General features: G+C 52.2%; 10 protein-coding genes and 1 pseudogene. 8 read left to right on the forward strand and 3 right to left on the reverse strand.

All coding sequences use genetic code 11. From position 1 onward, the window contains the following. Positions 1-6: 6 nt before the first annotated feature. Entirely contained in the window at positions 7-4,977 is a 4,971-nt protein-coding gene (locus SH302x_RS11685) for a DNA repair ATPase (RefSeq protein ID WP_479368867.1), read from the forward strand. A 545-nt stretch (positions 4,978-5,522) separates the two neighbouring features. On the opposite strand, the gene SH302x_RS11690 is transcribed toward SH302x_RS11685, so the two are convergent. Next, a complete protein-coding gene (locus SH302x_RS11690) occupies positions 5,523-5,720 on the reverse strand; it encodes a zinc ribbon domain-containing protein (RefSeq protein ID WP_479368868.1) in 198 nt (65 codons plus the stop codon). Between the two features lie 271 nt (positions 5,721-5,991). Here SH302x_RS11690 and SH302x_RS11695 point away from each other — a divergent pair, with 271 nt between their 5' ends. From SH302x_RS11695 to SH302x_RS11725, 7 genes and pseudogenes are all read left to right on the forward strand, one after another. Further along, the gene (locus SH302x_RS11695) at positions 5,992-6,549 is read left to right on the forward strand and encodes a DUF2760 domain-containing protein (RefSeq protein WP_479368869.1); all 558 of its coding nucleotides are present in this window, start codon (positions 5,992-5,994) and stop codon (positions 6,547-6,549) included. Positions 6,550-6,661: 112 nt separating this feature from the next. Beyond that, positions 6,662-8,662, forward strand: a complete 2,001-nt coding sequence (gene ligA / locus SH302x_RS11700; RefSeq protein ID WP_479368870.1) for an NAD-dependent DNA ligase LigA — start codon at positions 6,662-6,664, stop codon at positions 8,660-8,662. Further along, positions 8,659-9,585, forward strand: a complete 927-nt coding sequence (locus SH302x_RS11705) for an ABC transporter ATP-binding protein (protein ID WP_479368871.1) — start codon at positions 8,659-8,661, stop codon at positions 9,583-9,585. Before ligA ends, SH302x_RS11705 begins: the two co-directional genes overlap by 4 nt. A gap of 140 nt (positions 9,586-9,725) precedes the next feature. Further along, positions 9,726-10,297: pseudogene (locus SH302x_RS11710) on the forward strand (ECF-type sigma factor). Beyond that, positions 10,237-13,656: a protein kinase domain-containing protein gene (locus SH302x_RS11715; protein ID WP_479368872.1), complete on the forward strand. Its 3,420-nt coding sequence runs from the start codon at positions 10,237-10,239 to the stop codon at positions 13,654-13,656. Before SH302x_RS11710 ends, SH302x_RS11715 begins: the two are co-directional and overlap by 61 nt. A gap of 212 nt (positions 13,657-13,868) precedes the next feature. Further along, positions 13,869-14,183 (forward strand): hypothetical protein, encoded by a 315-nt coding sequence (locus SH302x_RS11720; protein ID WP_479368873.1) that lies wholly within the window; start codon positions 13,869-13,871, stop codon positions 14,181-14,183. Positions 14,184-14,306: 123 nt separating this feature from the next. After that, positions 14,307-14,945, forward strand: a complete 639-nt coding sequence (locus SH302x_RS11725; RefSeq protein WP_479368874.1) for a hypothetical protein — start codon at positions 14,307-14,309, stop codon at positions 14,943-14,945. A 20-nt stretch (positions 14,946-14,965) separates the two neighbouring features. Here SH302x_RS11725 and SH302x_RS11730 read toward each other — a convergent pair whose 3' ends face one another. Beyond that, positions 14,966-16,018, reverse strand: coding sequence for a DUF1593 domain-containing protein (locus tag SH302x_RS11730; protein WP_479368875.1), 1,053 nt, complete (start codon positions 16,016-16,018; stop codon positions 14,966-14,968). After that, complete coding sequence (locus SH302x_RS11735; protein ID WP_479368876.1) at positions 15,993-17,489, reverse strand: sulfatase; 1,497 nt, start codon at positions 17,487-17,489, stop codon at positions 15,993-15,995. Before SH302x_RS11735 ends, SH302x_RS11730 begins: the two co-directional genes overlap by 26 nt. Positions 17,490-17,517: the final 28 nt, after the last annotated feature.

Consider the following 17,517-nt stretch of genomic DNA (forward strand, 5'->3'; position numbering starts at 1 on the left):
ACGGCTATGACGGATAATCAGCAACTTGCTGCGGGAACTTATGAAGTTCTGCGAAGCCGCCTGCGCGATGCTGCAGATGACTTGCGCGAGCGTTTCGAGAAGCTAAACCACGCTCGCAGCGAGGTGTTTGGTAACATCGAGACGCGGTTGATCTCGACCACGCATGTGACCACTGGCAACAACTGTATCGCTCGCGATCTGACGGCGATAAATGAAACGTTGCTGCTGGGAGTCAACGTGCAGTTTGGGTTGCGGACAGACATCACGCCCAGCGATGTGTTCGCGCACTTTCGCGTGGGCAAAGAACATGCGCACGAACTGTCGCTGGAGCCCATCTCGAACCAACAATTCTTGCGCGACTTTGCGGAACTATTTCGCTACTACAAGACGACGACTTTTGCGAGATTCTTTCACTCCGGTCCGCTGCTGTATATGGTCTTCCAAGTTGGGAAGACGGTAGACGATATCAAGGCGTTTAAGTGGTCGGTAGAAGCGGACGGTGTGGTCTATATCGACAATCGCAGTGCAAGTGAAGTGCGGTATCCGCCGCAGACCTCGTTCCAGTGGCGACGCGTGACACGTGATCAACACCGCACCGGCCAGCACCCGCATATTTCGATCGACGATATTATCTTTGTCGAGTGCGTGGGGGGGGACCTCACGATCAAGATCGAAGACAACACGACAGATGGTTCCGGGATCTACAACGAACCGGTAGACAATGCTGACCAAACGCTGGACGATGCGGAAATTTCGTATGCGATACTCGGCAACCTGGTGCTGCTGAAGGTTCGTCCATATCAAGAGCAAGCCTTTCGTCATTTCGTCTACAGTATTAAGCAACGCACGGTCATTCGATTGGACGCGATCGCTGACAGTTGCATTCTATTGCCCGACGATCACGGAATCATCTTCCCCCGCGGCTTTGTGTTACAGACAGGGGCACATAAATCGTTTGATCATGGCTTCGAGAACTTGCGTTTCGATCGCACCATCGCGGCTCCTAACGGCGAAGACTACTTGTACCTGTTTCTGGACCCGAACACGGGCACTTACGTACATTTGCGATACAACCTGATTCGTCAACAAGTGGACACGCCGCTGATCTGTCATGGTCAAGCGTTCTATGATGATGGGCGAATGATCACGATACGATCCAGTGACCAACCGGCTAAGCATCATGCGGTGCAGATCTGGCAAACTCCGTTCGTTGGTCCTAATTTTCAAGTGGCAGTTGCGACCGATTCGTTGTTATACAAGATCGGTAATCGCGAGTTGGTCAGAGCGATGGCCGAATGCCAAGAACTGTTGCAAGTCATTGACAAAGACGAAGCGTACTCTGATTTGTACGCCGATTTGCAAAAACGAGCGACCGATATGCTCGATAGCTACTTTTGGATAAGTCGCGAAGAAGCTTACTCGCTGTCGGATCCGTTGCGACAGATTCGTTCCGCGGCGGAAGCCGCCATTGAAGAGTACGAGAAGGTCACGCGAGTTCGCCAAGAAACCCAAGTTGCCTTTCAAGTGGTCGAAGCGAAATCTAAGGAAGTTCGCTCACGTATCGATCGCGAAAGATTTGAGTCGGTTGAAGCGTTCGTCAAGGCACTGAGTGAACTGCGCACATTGCGCGGTGAGATGATCGCGTTGCGAGATCGCAAGTACATTGACTTGGCGAGCGTTGAAGCACTGGAGCGGGGCGTGGTCGAGGCCAACGAGAATCTTGGCCGAAGAACGGTCGAATTCTTGTTGCGAGAATCTTCGCTGGTTCCGTACGCTCGCAAGATCGACGCTGCAGCACAGTTGACTTCAAAGATTCAAGGTGGCAAGGAAGGGCGCGAGTTGCAGAAACAACTCGACGAAATCAACTCCGATTTGAACTTGTTGGTGGAAACGGTTTCGCAACTGCAGATTGACGATGTGACTCAACGGACCAAGATTGTCGATCCGATCGGCGATCTTTTCGGTTCGCTGAACAAGGTCCGCGCTCAACTGGCGAATCGGACGCGGGAATTGTTGAGCGGGGAGATGGAAGCGGACTTCGCTTCGCAAACGAAACTGCTGGACCAAGCCGTAGCGGCTGCGATTGATTCTGCTGATTCACCTCAGCGGATCGACGAACTGCTGGCTGGCGTCATTTTGCAGATCGAGGAATTGGAAAGCCGATTTGCGGAATACGATGAGCTCTTGTCTCGCATGGAGCTCAAACGCCATGAAATCATAGCTGCGTTTGATGTCAAACGATCTGCCTTGATCGAACAGCGTTCACAGAAAGCCGAGCGTATTTCTGCTGCTGCAGGGCGCATCTTGGACAGTATTTTTGCACGAGCACTACGTACCGATAACGAGCAAGCGTTGCAGTCATTCTTGGCGGCGGACCCGATGGTCGCCAAGGTTCGGCAATTGGCGGAACAACTGCATGCACTGGGCGATACAGTCCGCATGGAAGATGTGCTTTCCAAACTCAAGTCGATCGGCGATGATGCGGTCCGTCAACTGCGAGATCGTCGCGATTTGTTCGGTGCTGGCGGTGATACGATCCGTCTGGGCAAACATGCCTTTAGCGTTAATCGTCAACCGATCGAGTTGACGATGGTCACGCGAGATGACGCTTTGTATTTGCATTTAACGGGCACTCAATTCTACGAAGCGTTGCATATACCCGAATTTGATGCCGCTCGCGATTTATGGAATCAGCCTTATAGGAGCGAATCGGAATCGATCTATCGAGCGGAATTTCTGGCGTTTGATATTTTCGAGACCTTGATCACTCGCGGTCAAAGCCTGCGGACTATCGGAAGCGACCATGATGTGACGGTCGTCGAGTATCAGAAGTTGGACGCTGCCGAGCAGACTCGCTTCATTCGCGAGTTGATGCAGTCCCGACACAGCGAAGGCTATCAACGTGGCGTGCATGATGCCGATACTGTTCAGATCTTGAACGCGCTTTTACGAATGCATGGTGATTTAGGCATCTTGCGATTCCCACCTGCAGTGCGTGGCAGTGCGGATTATGCTTGGTTTGATGCGATTCCCGCGATCGATCGTTTGCCTATCGAGCGTTGGATTCATTCGCATCGCCGGGTGAGTGATGTGTTAAAGCGGACTCCCAAATCGATACACTACGCCCGGTCCGTCGCGATCTTATTGAGAAAGTATGCGTCGCAGATAGTGCCCGCTGGTATGCGGAAGGATGCTGCACGGTATCTATTTACGCGTTTGTTTGATGCCGATCGAGCGACCGGCGATCTTCATGCTCCCTTGCCTTTTGTACCGCTGGCCAGTTTGCAGGCCAGTCGGATTGTGCGACAGATGAGCGACCATTTGCCCAGCGACGATTATGCGCAGCTTCGTCAAGCGATTGCGACAGCGCATGAGCAGCCGTATCGATCGTGGATCACCGCGCTAGCGGCAATCGATGGCTTTCTTGCGGAGCGCGCCGGGGACGAAGCATCCGGGCTTGAAGACCTGGGCCAGTACCGCTGTGAAGTAGCTGCGCTGCTACTGCTGGGAACGCCAAGTACGTTGTTGCCGGTCAATCAAGCTGTTTCGGCGGTGGAAGTGACCCATATGTTGGGTGACCATGCGCAGCTGCAGGGGGGGCGATTGAAGCTGCGATACCACGAGTTTATGAAGCGGTTGAGCAAGTATCGTAAACAAGACTTGAATCGCTTTGATGAGCTAGCCAAGTCGAAGATTGTGACACTGGCCCAGAAGTCGCGCGAGTTTGGCGTCGAGGACTTTCGCAGCAAAGTGCTGACTTCTTTCGTTCGCAATCGGTTGATCGATTCGGTCTATCTGCCGTTGATCGGCGACAATTTGGCCAAGCAAATGGGGGCTGCGGGCGAAAACAAACGCTCGGACCGCATGGGGCTGTTGTTGCTGGTCAGTCCACCAGGCTATGGAAAAACGACCTTAATGGAATATGTCGCGAATCGCTTGGGATTGGTCTTTATGAAAATCAACGGACCAGCGATTGGCCATGCGGTCACATCGTTAGATCCGTCAGAGGCCAAGAACGCGGCGGCTCGAGAGGAAGTTGAGCGGATGAATCTTGCGTTCGAGATGGGTGACAACGTGATGTTGTATCTGGATGACATCCAGCACTGCCATTCGGAATTATTGCAAAAGTTCATTTCGTTATGTGATGGATCGCGGCGGATTGAAGGCGTCTGGAGAGGGCAAGCGAAGACATATGACTTGCGAGGCAGAAAGTTCGTGGTTGTCATGGCGGGCAATCCTTATACCGAAAGCGGCGAGCGCTTTCAGATTCCCGACATGTTGGCCAATCGTGCAGACGTGTACAACTTGGGTGAGATGATCGGTAACTCCTCAGATGTCTTCGAACTGAGTTACTTGGAGAATGCCTTGACTAGCAACGCTGCATTGCAACCTTTGACGCGAGCGACTGCCTCTGATCAGTTGAAGGTTTACAATGCAGCGATACGCAATTCCGACGAACCGTTGGATCTAGAGTCAAATATCGGGCCGGATCAGTTGCGTGATATCCTTGCAATCTTACGCAAGTTAGTTGTGGTGCGGGATATTGTGCTGAAAGTGAATCGGCAGTACATACGCAGTGCTGCGCAAGCCGACGCGTATCGGACAGAGCCTCCGTTTAAGTTACAAGGCAGTTATCGCAACATGAATCGGATCACGGAAAAGCTGATGCCGATTATGAACGACGATGAACTGATGGCAACAATCCTGGCGACGTATGAGCAAGACGTGCAAACGTTGACTAGCGATGCGGAAGCGAACTGGTTGAAGTTCAAGGAGTTGCTGGGGATTCAGACGTCGGAAGACAAGCTGCGTTGGTCGGACATCAAGTATGCTTTCACTGAGAGTACAAAGTTAGCCGGAATCGAAGGTGACGACCGTGCCGCGCAGGTTTTAAAATCATTGCAGGGTTTACGTGACGGTTTGGAGTCGATCAGGCGAGTGATTTCGGACGGATTGGATTTGGGTGAGCGGAAGTAGGCCGGTAACAAGCAAAACTAGCTCAGCGCCGGAACATCGGTCGCTTGAGCTGAGCGACGTTGAGGGACACATCGGACTGTGGCTGATTGGCTTGGCGCAGTTCCGGCGATTGGTGGCTGTGATGTCGAAGAGGGGCGTTTGACCGCGTTGGGTATCGCCCCGCGTTGGGGATGTTGTGAGGCGATAACGCGGCCCGCTGGGCACGCGGTTAAACGAAGGAACGCGTACGCCTTCGGCTGACGGTTAAACGAAAACGATGTTGGATCAATTGGTGTGTGGGCGTTGAAATGACGCACCCTCCCCGGTCGCTCGTGGAACTCGCGGCCGACCCTCCCGCATCGGGAGGGTGAAGAAGAACGCGTACGCCTGCTGTTTGTAGTACCGCCTTTAGGCGGAATGGCATTGTGTTTTCAACGAGCATCCGGCTAAAGCCGGGACTACGAACTAAGACCGGCTAAAGCCGGGACTACGAACAGCGCTCGCTCCCCGGTCGCTCGTGGAACTCGCGGCCGACCCTCCCGTATCGGGTGGGTGAAGAAGACACGCTAGTTGATAAAATCCTGTTCGGCTTCCACATGGACTTCCGCTTCGCCGACATCGTCCAAGTCCACATGGATCACCATCGGCTCGCAACAGACCGGGCAGTCCTCGGTGTAATCCTGATGGTGGCCAGCCGACACGTCGATCGGAATAATTATTTCTTCGCCACAGTGGCTGCAGATATAGGTAACTTCGTCACGCATTAGAACACCTTCGTGGTTTGATACGGGAGGATCGACACACCTATCCCAATTATATGCCTTGCCGGCCACCGGAGACAGAGAATCGCACGTTTTAGGAAAATCTTTCGCGAAAAACAATCCATCACTGCATTGAAATCCGCGTTGATGGCCTACCGCATAACTCGTGCCGAATGCAACCAGCCGATTTGCTGTTTTCGCTGGAATTTCTCAAGCTAGAATGCTGTCGCATCAGTACATATTTATACGTTCCAAATATCGAGTAGTATCTGCGATGAGATTGGGTTTAGCATTCCGAGCGTTTTTTGGCGCACTGTTCAATCAAGAGAAGGCGACTGCGATCGACAGCGCACTGGCCGATCCCCAGGGTACACAGAAGAAGATCGCCGTGGCTCCCACCGATTCCTCTGATATACGCAAGGAACAAAGCATTGCACCGAAGACCATGGAGCTTGCAAGCGCTAGAAGTGATGCACTGACCTTGTTGTCGGTACTGCAACGCGAAGCACGATTGATCGATTTGGTCCAAGAGCCGTTGAACAATTATAGTGACGCTCAAGTCGGAGCGGCCGCACGGGAAGTGCTGCAGCAAACCCACAAGGTTTTGCAACGCATGTTTGATATTCAGCCATTGTGTGAGCAATCGGAAGGTTCACAAATCGATCGCCCACAAGATTTTGCCGCCACTCGTTGGAAGGCGATCGGCGATGCTAGTTCCAAGGCAAAGGTCACGGTCGTGCATCCAGGCTGGATTGCCAAATCTGTTCAAATACCGGTTTGGAATGGCCCCAAGGACGATCGGCTGGTACTTATGCCTACCGAGGTAGAATAGTTAAACGTGCCGGAGTTTGGCGGATCGCATTTTATTGCGTGTAATTCTCGGCCCCGTTCCTTTCGCTTATACTGATGCGATATGCAACCCGATAGTCACTTTTCCAGCCAGCATGTCTGAACAGATCCACGACGAAATCGAACAGCTTCGTGATCAAATACGCCAGCACGATCATAGCTATTACGTTTTGGCTACCCCGACTATCAGCGACACGCAGTACGACCAGCTTCTGCAGCGGCTGGTTGAACTGGAACGGCAGCATCCTCAATATGCCGATCCGAATAGTCCTTCGGTTCGCATCGGCGACCAGCCAGTGGCGCATTTGAAGCAAGTTGAACATCGGCTGCCGATGCTCTCGATTGAGAACACTTATAACGAGGGCGAGCTGCGCGATTTCATTCGTCGCACCATGCAGATGTTGCCCAATCAGACAATTGTCTGGGTTGTTGAATGGAAGATTGACGGCGTTGCGGCTTCGCTGGTTTATGAGCAAGGCCAACTGAAGATAGGAGTGACGCGGGGAAATGGTGTGATTGGAGATGACATCACACACAATATGCGTACCGTTCGGAATTTGCCTATTGTCGTCAAATCAGCCGAGGTGCCTGATTACTTTGAGGTGCGTGGCGAGATCTACATGAACAACGAAGATCTCGTGTCGCTCAATCAAGCGCGAGCGGCTGCGGGTGAGCCCATCTTCAAGAATACGCGCAATGTCACTGCTGGCACGGTCCGTCTGTTAGATCCGAAGATCGCTGCGCAGCGCAATTTACGCTTCTTGGTACACGGTATCGGCTATTGCAGCCAACTGCCAACGGCGACATATCAAGACTTTCTAAGTTTGGCGCAGCAGTGGGGCTTCACCACAACGCCAGAGCCGATTGCGTTCACGGATGTTGATCGCATGATCGAGCATTGTGCATTGCGTATGGAGCGAATGCATGAGTTGGACTTTGAAGTTGATGGGATTGTGATCAAAGTCAACAGTTTTGCGCAGCGTGAAGAGCTGGGCATGCGCTCGAAAAGTCCGCGATGGGTGATCGCTTATAAGATCGAAAAGTATGAAGCGGAAACGCTGGTTGAAGACATTACCGTACAAGTTGGAAAGACCGGCGCGATTACTCCAGTGGCTGCGCTGAAGCCTGTGGAGCTTGCGGGGACGACCGTATCACGCTGCTCGCTGCATAACTTTGATGAGATTCACCGCAAAGATATTCGGATCGGGGACTGGGTCACCGTCGAGAAAGCGGGGAAGATCATTCCTCACATTGTGCGAGTCGAGAAGCATCGTCGCCAAACGGAGCTCGCTCAATTGCCCGTGCCCAGCCATTGCCCTTCGTGCGGCGAACCGTTGGTGCGTGACGAAGGCGGCGTTTATGTACGATGTCCTGCATTAAGCTGCCCAGAGCAGTGGCGACAGAAGCTGCGTTACTTTGCCACGCGAGATTGCATGGATATCGAAGGGCTTGGTGACAAGCTGATAGATATGTTGGTCAGCCATCGGATGGTTTTGAACTACCGTGACTTGTACCAGTTGACGGCCGAGCGTGTCGCGAAACTACCTCGGATGGGAATGACGTCAGCCAGCAAACTGGTGGAACAAATTGCGGCGAGTCGTCAGCGAGAATTGGCTCAGGTGTTGAACGCCATTTCCATTCGCCATGTGGGCAAGCGCACGGCAGAGATTTTGGCTCATCAGTTCCGATCCATGGATGCACTTATGTCCGCTTCGATGGAAGAATTGACGCAGACCAATGAAGTCGGTTCCATTATTGCAGCCAGTATCTACGATTATTTGCACAGCGAGGGTGGGCAGTCGGTGATTGAACAATTGCGTTCCAGCGGCGTCAATCTGCAACAATCGGTCGATGAGTCCGCTGATGGCGATGCTCGTTTTGAAGGTCTGACGTTTGTGTTGACGGGAACATTATCCAAACCGCGTCGCGACGTGCAAAAGGCGATAGAATCTGCAGGTGGGAAAGTCAGTGGGAGCGTGTCGAAGAATACCAACTTCGTGGTCGCTGGCGAGGAAGCTGGCAGCAAGTTGCAGCAGGCTCAAAAGTTGAATGTTCGAGTGCTGAGTGAAACCGAATTGGAAGAGATGCTGAAATGATCGAGCTGAAAGACTTCGGAAAAGACTACGGCGAGTTTACGGCGGTCGATTGTGTGAATCTGAAAATCGACGAAGGCGAGTTGTTTGGGTTTATTGGCCCCAACGGTGCAGGCAAGAGCACTTCGATTCGCTTTTTGGCAACGCTACTGCGGGCGACGCGGGGCGATGGAACGGTGAATGGCTACAGTGTCAGTAAATCACCGTTGGACGTTCGGCGCAGCATTGGATACATGCCGGATGATTTCGGCGTGTATGATGGCATGAAGGTCTGGGAGTTCTTGGATTTCTTTGCAGTGGCCTACAAGATTCCTCGCTCGCAGCGCAAGAAGACGATTCTCGATGTGCTTGAGTTGTTGGATTTGGGACATAAACGCGATGACTATGTCAATGGATTGTCGCGGGGGATGAAGCAGCGGTTATGTCTAGCCAAGACGCTTGTGCATGACCCTCCGGTATTGATCCTTGACGAACCTACCAGCGGTTTGGATCCCAGGGCGCGGGTGGAGGTCAAGTTGTTATTGAAAGAGTTGAAGCGGATGGGCAAGACGATCTTGATCAGCAGCCACATTCTTGCCGAGCTTGCGGACTTCTGTTCTTCGATTGGGATCATTGAACGAGGCAAGCTGTTGATGCATGGCACGATTGAATCGGTGTACAAGCAGATTCAGCGGAATCATATGGTTGACATTCGATTGAACGAGGACACAGAGCGAGCGGCATCTTTGTTGCGATCCAATCCGCTGCTTCGATCGTTGACCAACATTCCCGAGGGCTTGCGAGTCGAGTTAGAGACGGATGAAGTAGGTGTCGCGCAGGTCTTGCGAAGTTTGATGGAAGCCAATATTGCCGTCCGTTCGTATCACGACAAAGACCCAACATTGGAAGATGTCTTCATGATGGTCACCAAAGGCTTGGTAAATTGAGAGAGTGTCTGCGGAACGATTAGCGATCTGCTGTCTGCGATTTGCAGTCGCTTAAAATCCGCGGAACGGTTGACTGTACGAGGCAGGTCGATCATGATGTCGTGAATTCTTATTTCCCAATAAGTTACCGGATCATCGCCATGAAAGCCCCTCAAAAGGAAACGACTCCATTGCCGACGAGGCAAATTGTTGTCGATCTGTATGGTGATTTACGAGCGATCGCAAAGCGGTGTTTGGCTCATCGGCGTCCAGATCGGCTGTTGCAGACAACCGGTCTGGTCCATGAGGCATACTTGCGTTTATCCGAGCGTGGGCAGCGGAGCGAAGGGACTCGCCAGGGCACTTTATTTCCGCTGCGACCGAAGCGATGCGGCGTCTAGTGATTGATAGATTCCGGCACGACACCTGTAAAAAGCGCGGTGGCGAATTTAGGCGGTTGCCTTTGGAATTGGACCATCTGGTTCCTGCCCAACGAGGTCTGGATGAAGGTCAGTGGCAAGACTTTCTAGAGTTGTTGGAGGCGTTGGAAGTGGAAGATCCTATTACGGCTGGGCTAGTGCGTTTACGGGTCTTTGGCTATCACAGCGTCGAGGAGGCTGGTAAGACTTTAGGGCTATCGCGATCGACGGCGTATGAACATTGGGTCTTCGCATGCCGTTGGTTCAAGACGAACGGTGGCGAGTCGCAGGCACTATCGGCTCACGAAGATTAGGCGAGACAGTGGAAGCATTTGATTCGCAGAAGCCGATCGAACAAGATGCGCGTCGTACACTAAGAGAGCTGTTCATTGAAGCGAACAGAATCACTGATCAGCAAGCCCAGGCCGCTTGGCTGGATCATGCATGCTTAGGGGATCATAAGCTGCGCGAAAGACTTCAGAAGCTGTTGCATCCGACCGAAATTAGCAATGTAGATCTGTTACATGCCGCAATTGAAAACAAGCGGCCGCCCAACAACCGCTCAGACAACACGGATGTCGAGCAGACTCAGCACCGGGTCGCTGGCGAAATGATCCTTACGATAAGCGCGGACCGAGTGGGCCCGTATCGTTTGATCCGCCGAATCGGTCAAGGTGGAATGAGTGTTGTCTATCTGGCGGAGAAAAATAAGTCACCATCGGATTTGGTCGCAATAAAGATCTTTGGGGTTGCAAGAGCGCTAGAAGAAGACTTAGAGCGTTTCATTCGCGAGCAAAAGATCTTAGCCAGACTGAATCACGCTCAGTTCACACGGCTATTAGACAATGGGAAATTGCCAACGGGCGAAGCTTACTTTGTGATGGAATATGTTCCTGGCGAGCCAATAACAGATTTTTGTCGATCGCATAAGTTGACATTGAACGAAATGATTCGATTGATGGTATCCGTTTGCAATGCGGTAAGTTATGCACATCAGCAAGGCGTTATCCATCGTGACTTGAAGCCGACGAATATTCTGGTGGAAGGTACTGCGCGGGATTTCCGGGTGAAAGTTATTGATTTTGGCATTGCGAAAGACACGCAAGCTTCAGTTTCTCAAGTCGCGTTAACTAGTTCGCAGCAGATATTGGGAACGCCGCTTTACATGAGTCCCGAACATCTCCAGCCGCAAACGCACATGATTGATACGCGCAGCGACATTTTCTCGCTTGGCTGTATCCTGTACCAAATGGTATGCGGTAGAGCGCCTTATGATACGCCACAAGTCCAGAAGTTTGGTATCTTCGAGATACAACGCTTGCTGCTCAGCACAGACCCTGTTCCGTCCTTTCCGCGGCAGAATAGCGGATTTGAAAAGGAACTGCAGTGGATTGTGGCCAAGGCATTAGAGAAGGAGAAGGATCGCCGGTACTCATCGGTTGCGATGTTTGCTGAGGATCTATCTCGCTATTTGATGGGGCAACCGGTATTCGCAGGCCCGCCTTCTGGGATATACTTACTGAAGAAGTTCTTAGGCCGTCATCGAAAGACGGCCGCAGTTTTTGCATTAACGCTGGTTACGCTGCTGGCGTCGACTATCTTCAGCCTTAGGCAAGCCAATTTTGCTCAGATCGCTGGCCTTGAAGCTAGGCGGTCAGAGAATCTGGCCATGATGTCCAAAAGAGAAGCTGAGATGGCGAGCCTGCGGGCTGAGTCCGCAAGAAGTCAAGCCGAGCAAGAGCTCTACTACGCGGAAATGAAGTGGGCGTCAGATGCCGCTTGGAATGGTGATATCGCGTTAGCGAACAGGATCCTTGCACGCCATGATCCGACATTGCATCCCAAAGCTTGGGTAGGCCCTGAGTGGCGATTGCTGAATTCGATCCTGCATCGCGATGCCCAAGCCGTGGCTGAATGTGGGGCACCTGTCATTCAGGTGTCCCTTTCGCCAAATAGAAAACATCTCGCTGTTACGTTAGACAACTATGTCGTCCAGTTGTGGGACCCTAGTTCGTTTGCGCTTCAGAACACGCTAAACACCAATTCCAGCCAGATGGGATTCGCTTGGGATTCGACTTCCCAGCGCTTCGCGACGGGTGGAGCAGATGGTATGGTTTCTGTTTTCGAGCTTTCGGAGTCTGGCGAAGAACCTCGTTTGGATGTAGCAAGAACAGCTTACTTCAAAGCTCATGAAGATGAGATAAACTCAATTGCGTTCACGTCAGATGGAAAGCAAATCGTCACAGCAAGCGACGACAAATCGATTTGTGTATGGAACACAATGCAATGGAACTTGGTTCAGCGAGTGGACGCTCACCAACGTTCGGTCGAAGAAGTGGCACTTTCAAGTGATAATCGGCGTCTTGTTTCTGCCGGCAGCGATGGATTTTTCTCCATCTGGAATTTCCCAAGCTTGCGAAAAGTAGATACATGGAACCTTGAAGATGCACGAGTGCAAACGATAGCCGTGAACCAAAGTGGTGATTGGCTGGTCGCTGGTGATGTAAGGGGAAACGTATTGGTCTCGGAGGTTACCGGGAAGAAGAGACACAACAAGTTCGAGTACATGGACGGGATAGAGCAGTTGATCATCCTTGCGGACAATCAAAGCATCGCGACGGCCGACCGTGGTGGGCGAGTCAAGATTCATCGATTAAATCGCGACCACCCATCACTTGAGCATACGAGCAGTTATCTTGATCGCTGGCAGGTTGCTGATGAAAGGGTCGCGAGTTTATGTGAGTTGTCCAGCAAGTTGCTGGTCGTTGGAGATCGAAGTGGCAAAATAAGTAAATGGTCGATCGAGAACTCAGCATTTCAACGGCTTGCAAGTGCAACGGTGGCGATGTGCAAGCTTTCAGATACACGACTATTGCTGAGTATGAATGATGGAATAGCCGTGCATGATTTTCAAGTCGACGCTAGCCAGCGATTTTCAATCGAACCGGGGTATGAGGTTGGGAACTTAGCCTACGCAGTTGACGCGAATCGTGTTGCCATGGTGGGCGAAGGGCTACTGGATGTTTGGGATCTAAACACGTCGGAACTGTTGTCGCGCTGGCAGGTCCAACCGGGGGAATCTACGGTAGCGATCTCCAAGGATGGGACCACGGTAATGTATGGCTCCTGGTTGGACCGGACTTTGGCGTGCTTCAAGGTGGGTGATTCCAATCGTATCCTGGAAATACCAGTCGAATTGACACGACGCGTTGACCTCGTCGGTGCCAACGAAATCGGACTTGTGAATTTGAACGACCTGTTTGTTTATCCGCTTTCCGGAAACAATCCACGCCTCCGATTATCGGGACATGATTCGACATTGTCGGATTTCGTCATGCTTGACATGAACCGTATCTTGACCGTCGGTCACGATCGACGATTGAACATTTGGGACATTGAAGATGGTCGGCTCATGATTTCGATAGAGGCTGATTCCAGTCCGGTGCACGCCGTGCGGCTGAATAGTGCCGGCAGTCGTCTAGCCACAGGATCTGCTGGCGGCAAGATTAAGCTTTGGGATACAAGCAGTATTCCGATTCGGGAGGTACTTTGCTTACCGGTTGACAGCGGGGTGAGTCAGGTCGAATTTGCGATGCAGGATCAGGTCCTTGTCGCAAGGCTGTTCAACGAGGAAGTCGTGTGCTTTGATGCTCGATTGCCCTATCAACCGTAGTTTGCTGCCAAGTCATCTTCTCAAACGCGGCCGTCCGCAGCCTGTTTAAACTCTGAAGTCTGAGGAGATCTCTCTCATTTTCCGGACAAGTAGCAGTCGGTTTGCGGATGTAGTTACAGAGATTCTCTTCATGAATTCCATCGTTGATAGTCTTAGAATCGCAATCCGTCTCGTAGGCCGGTCCCTAACCAAGCAAGACCACAGTTCAGTGTATGAATAGGCAAGCTCTCGTTCTATCGACGGTCGCTCCAGAGTGGTTTGGTGACGATCTGCTTCCCAGCCTGCTCAAATTCGAAATCGCCAATGCATCTAGTGTTGATGGGGATTGGGTTAACGCCGTCTATGGTGGCGTAGAATTCACCGGTGCTCCTGCGGAAGTTTTTAGCATTTACTTGAAGTCATTACTAAGCAATGGCGTTTCGATCTTGCCGGCGGCAACTTTTCTGTCATCCAAGATATGCCGACTAGCCTTGCAATTCGCTTTACGCCAACGGCGATTCCGAAGCGAATCTCTATCCGAATGCTAGGTATCGCAACGCTAGTTGCTGTGAGACGGTTTTTCCACCGATCGACAGCACCTTACTCCTACACCTCCCAACAATAAAAATACCGCTTCTCTCGTGTCCAAAACTATCACAAGGTTGTTGAGATTGAGTCGTCGCAAAACGGATTCAGTCTCGGAGTTCGTGTTCGCATTCAACCAGACAGGCACTGATCAATGCTTCGAAGTACTGTTGGGGGAGTGTATAGAGATTCCGATCTATCTAACGCAGTCGTTCGCAGGAATAGATCTCGTCATGCGCGGGGTCAGTGCGGTTGCGGTAACGGTCTTCTATTCTGGACTGCGAAACCAATCAGCAACCCCAGTTCGCGTTTCTGTAGCGCCTCATTTTGATGTGCTGAGCAGACAGATCGACACGGAGCAGCGGTATATTCGGATCGAAGGTATCATTCCTGCCTTTCCGCTTAACGAACCACTTCAGATTATCCACGACGATCCAATACTATTGGGCACAATCACTTTTCAGTCTGGACTGGACGGCGACATTACAAGGCTACAGCTTTCCTTTCGCAACACAACGCCGTCTGCCAATCTGCTTGGAGATGCTGTGGAAATAACAAAGATTGCATTTCGGGCTGGCGAACTACGAACCGTCAAACGCCAACGTCGGCCAACTATCGCGACCCTTGGGACCTTGAGCGGTTTGATACCCTGGCTGGCGAAGCTGCGACCGATGGTCATCGCTGACCGGAAGCGAACGAAGCTTAGTCACTGCATCAACGATTAGTCTGTCCACCCAAACGCCCCTTACTCACTCTGGCACCAGCGCATGCGTTTGGCAAAATCGGCCTGGAAATCGGGGCGATGGCGACTGACTGTGGTGCGTGGGTCAAAGTCCGCGGTGGCGGGTAAATCGCGATACCACCCGTCCGCCTGACGCTCGAACTGGCCTCCCCAACCTGGTTGGCTGGGATCTCGCGGATCATTCCCCCCGAAGGGCAAAAAGAAAAACCAAGCCGGTGTGTCCCCTTCCTTCATGCAGCCATGAGGATTTGGCGATGTCCAAGTTTTGGTAGGATAAAGTGCGCCCAGCGGCCCTCGATTCAACACGTTGGAAGCGATCCACTCTTGGCTGGTCAAGCTTTCATCACCCGTCAAGTAAACTCCGCGATAAGTGCCCGTGCGCTTGTCACGCCCCGCAGGAGCTGACGCGAGGATATAGTGCATGCCAGGGAATTCCGTTCGCATCCAGTCGGCGATTCCATCTTGATCGTTAATGTCGTAAACGCGAAACTTCTGAACAAAGTCCGCCAATCCCGCTTCCCCGCGATCCGATTTGACTCGCCAAAGCACTTGCGCTAAATCCGTTTGGCCTCCCCAGACACTGATATTTAACGGATCGCGAGCGTCTCCTGCGTCAATGCATTGCAGTAGATATCGTGAGCCTTCAGTGTCATGCCCCGAACCAATATGATCTCGCTCGCGAAACTTGTTGCCTGACCGAACCGTCGATCTCAGTTGGTCGGCTGCCGGCCATCCCTGAGCATGCTGAGATAAATTCGGTAAGACCGCATCATACGCGTCGATCACTTGCAGAATCAAATCCGGTCGCGTGATGGCTTCTTTCAATTCACCACGTGTCCCTGACGCGCTGGCAACGATCGCTTCGATGCGAAATTCGTTGGCGTACAACATCAGCCGGATCAACGATTGCATATCGTCTGGATCACCGCCGATGTCAGTCAACACGGCCAACCGCGGCTTGTGACTGTGCTCTTGGGCCAACGAGCTTGCATGGACAACACAGCCAGCCAGCAGGGTAAGCAGAACGAATTTATTGAGCAGGTATGGGATCTTCACGATGGATCGGGGTGCCTTCCCAAATAGCGGTATCGGTGTCTTCATCATATTGCAAAATGCGATGAGCACTGTCGGGGACCATCGACAGGTTTATCTCCGGCAAGAACGCGCGTAGCTTGGACACGATCGCCGCCGACTCGGGCTGCTGAATCAAGTTGTTCCATTCGTGGGGATCGCTGGACAAGTCATAAAGTTCTTCCGAACCATCCGCATATACGATGTATCGATGCGTCGCATCGCGGACGCTGTGATTGTCGCGGTTGTGGGTCGTGATGGCAGGCCATGGTCGAGCTGCATTAGCGTCTGCGAGTTGGGGGGCGAGCGAATGGCCTTCCAGATGAGGCACGTTGGGAGCGTCGATCAACTCCATCAGAGTTGGGTAGACATCCAATAATTCTGCTGGGCTAGTGCAGACTTGACCGCCATGGATTCCAGGTCCCGCAAAGATCAAAGGAACGCGGGTCGAACGTTCCCACAGCGTGTTCTTGCCTGTGATTTCCTTTTCCCCCAAATGCCAACCATGATCGGACCAGAGCACTATGATCGTGTTATCACTCAGCCCCTGCTGCTCCAGCGTTTCAACCAACCGAGCGATCTGCGAATCCACAAAGGATGTACACGCCAAGTAAGAACGACACAGATTGCGCCATTGGTTGTTTTGCTCCAGCCAAGCTAACCGCGGCTCGGGCAACGACCAATGAAGGTACCACGAAAAGTGAGGTGTATCTGCTCGGTCCTTGCTAACGATGGTTGGCAAGAGTTGATCGTTGTCAGGAATCTTTTGGTACCAATGGTCGTTTACATAGCATGGTACGTGCGGAAGGAAGTAGCCAACCGACAGAAAGAATGGTTGCGTCGGATCGCGACCGTCAGTCAAGTATTGAATGGCCCAGTCGGTTGTCTTATAGTCGCCTTTGTCTTCATCGCGATGTTCAAAGACGCCCCAGTCCATGAGTGGGTTGTTATACGGTGGTGTTTCGGGGATCAATCGTTTCGCTGGCTTCGCTCCGACCGAAGCACCTGGTCCCCAGATGTCGAATTCACGCGACTTCAGTTCTTCATCTCGTGGTGGTGAATGGTAGATCTTGCCCACTGCGGCCGTCGTATAACCCGCAGCTTGCACGGCCCGAGGTAGGGTTATTACCTCGCGCAGCTCGTCCACGCTCCAGTGTTGCGGCATCAATCCATAGACGCCGGTAGAACTGGGACGCAGACCTGTCAGCAAGCTGGTACGCGACGAATTGCACAACGGAGCTTGGCAGTGCGCGTTGCTGAAAAGTGTGCCACGTTTGGCCAGAGCGTCGATCGCGGGCGTTGATGCCAACGGATGTCCACCCATACATCCGATCCAGTCGTTCTGGTCGTCGATGGCGATCATCAAGATATTGGGCCGCGGTGCATCCTGGCTGTAAGCAGGCGAGGAAGCAAACAGCACCCAAAACAAAATTACGTGTGAAAATAGTTTTCTCATGCCGCACATTGTAACAAAATTTTAGTGA

It is taken from the genome of Njordella calcicola (assembly GCF_056494125.1).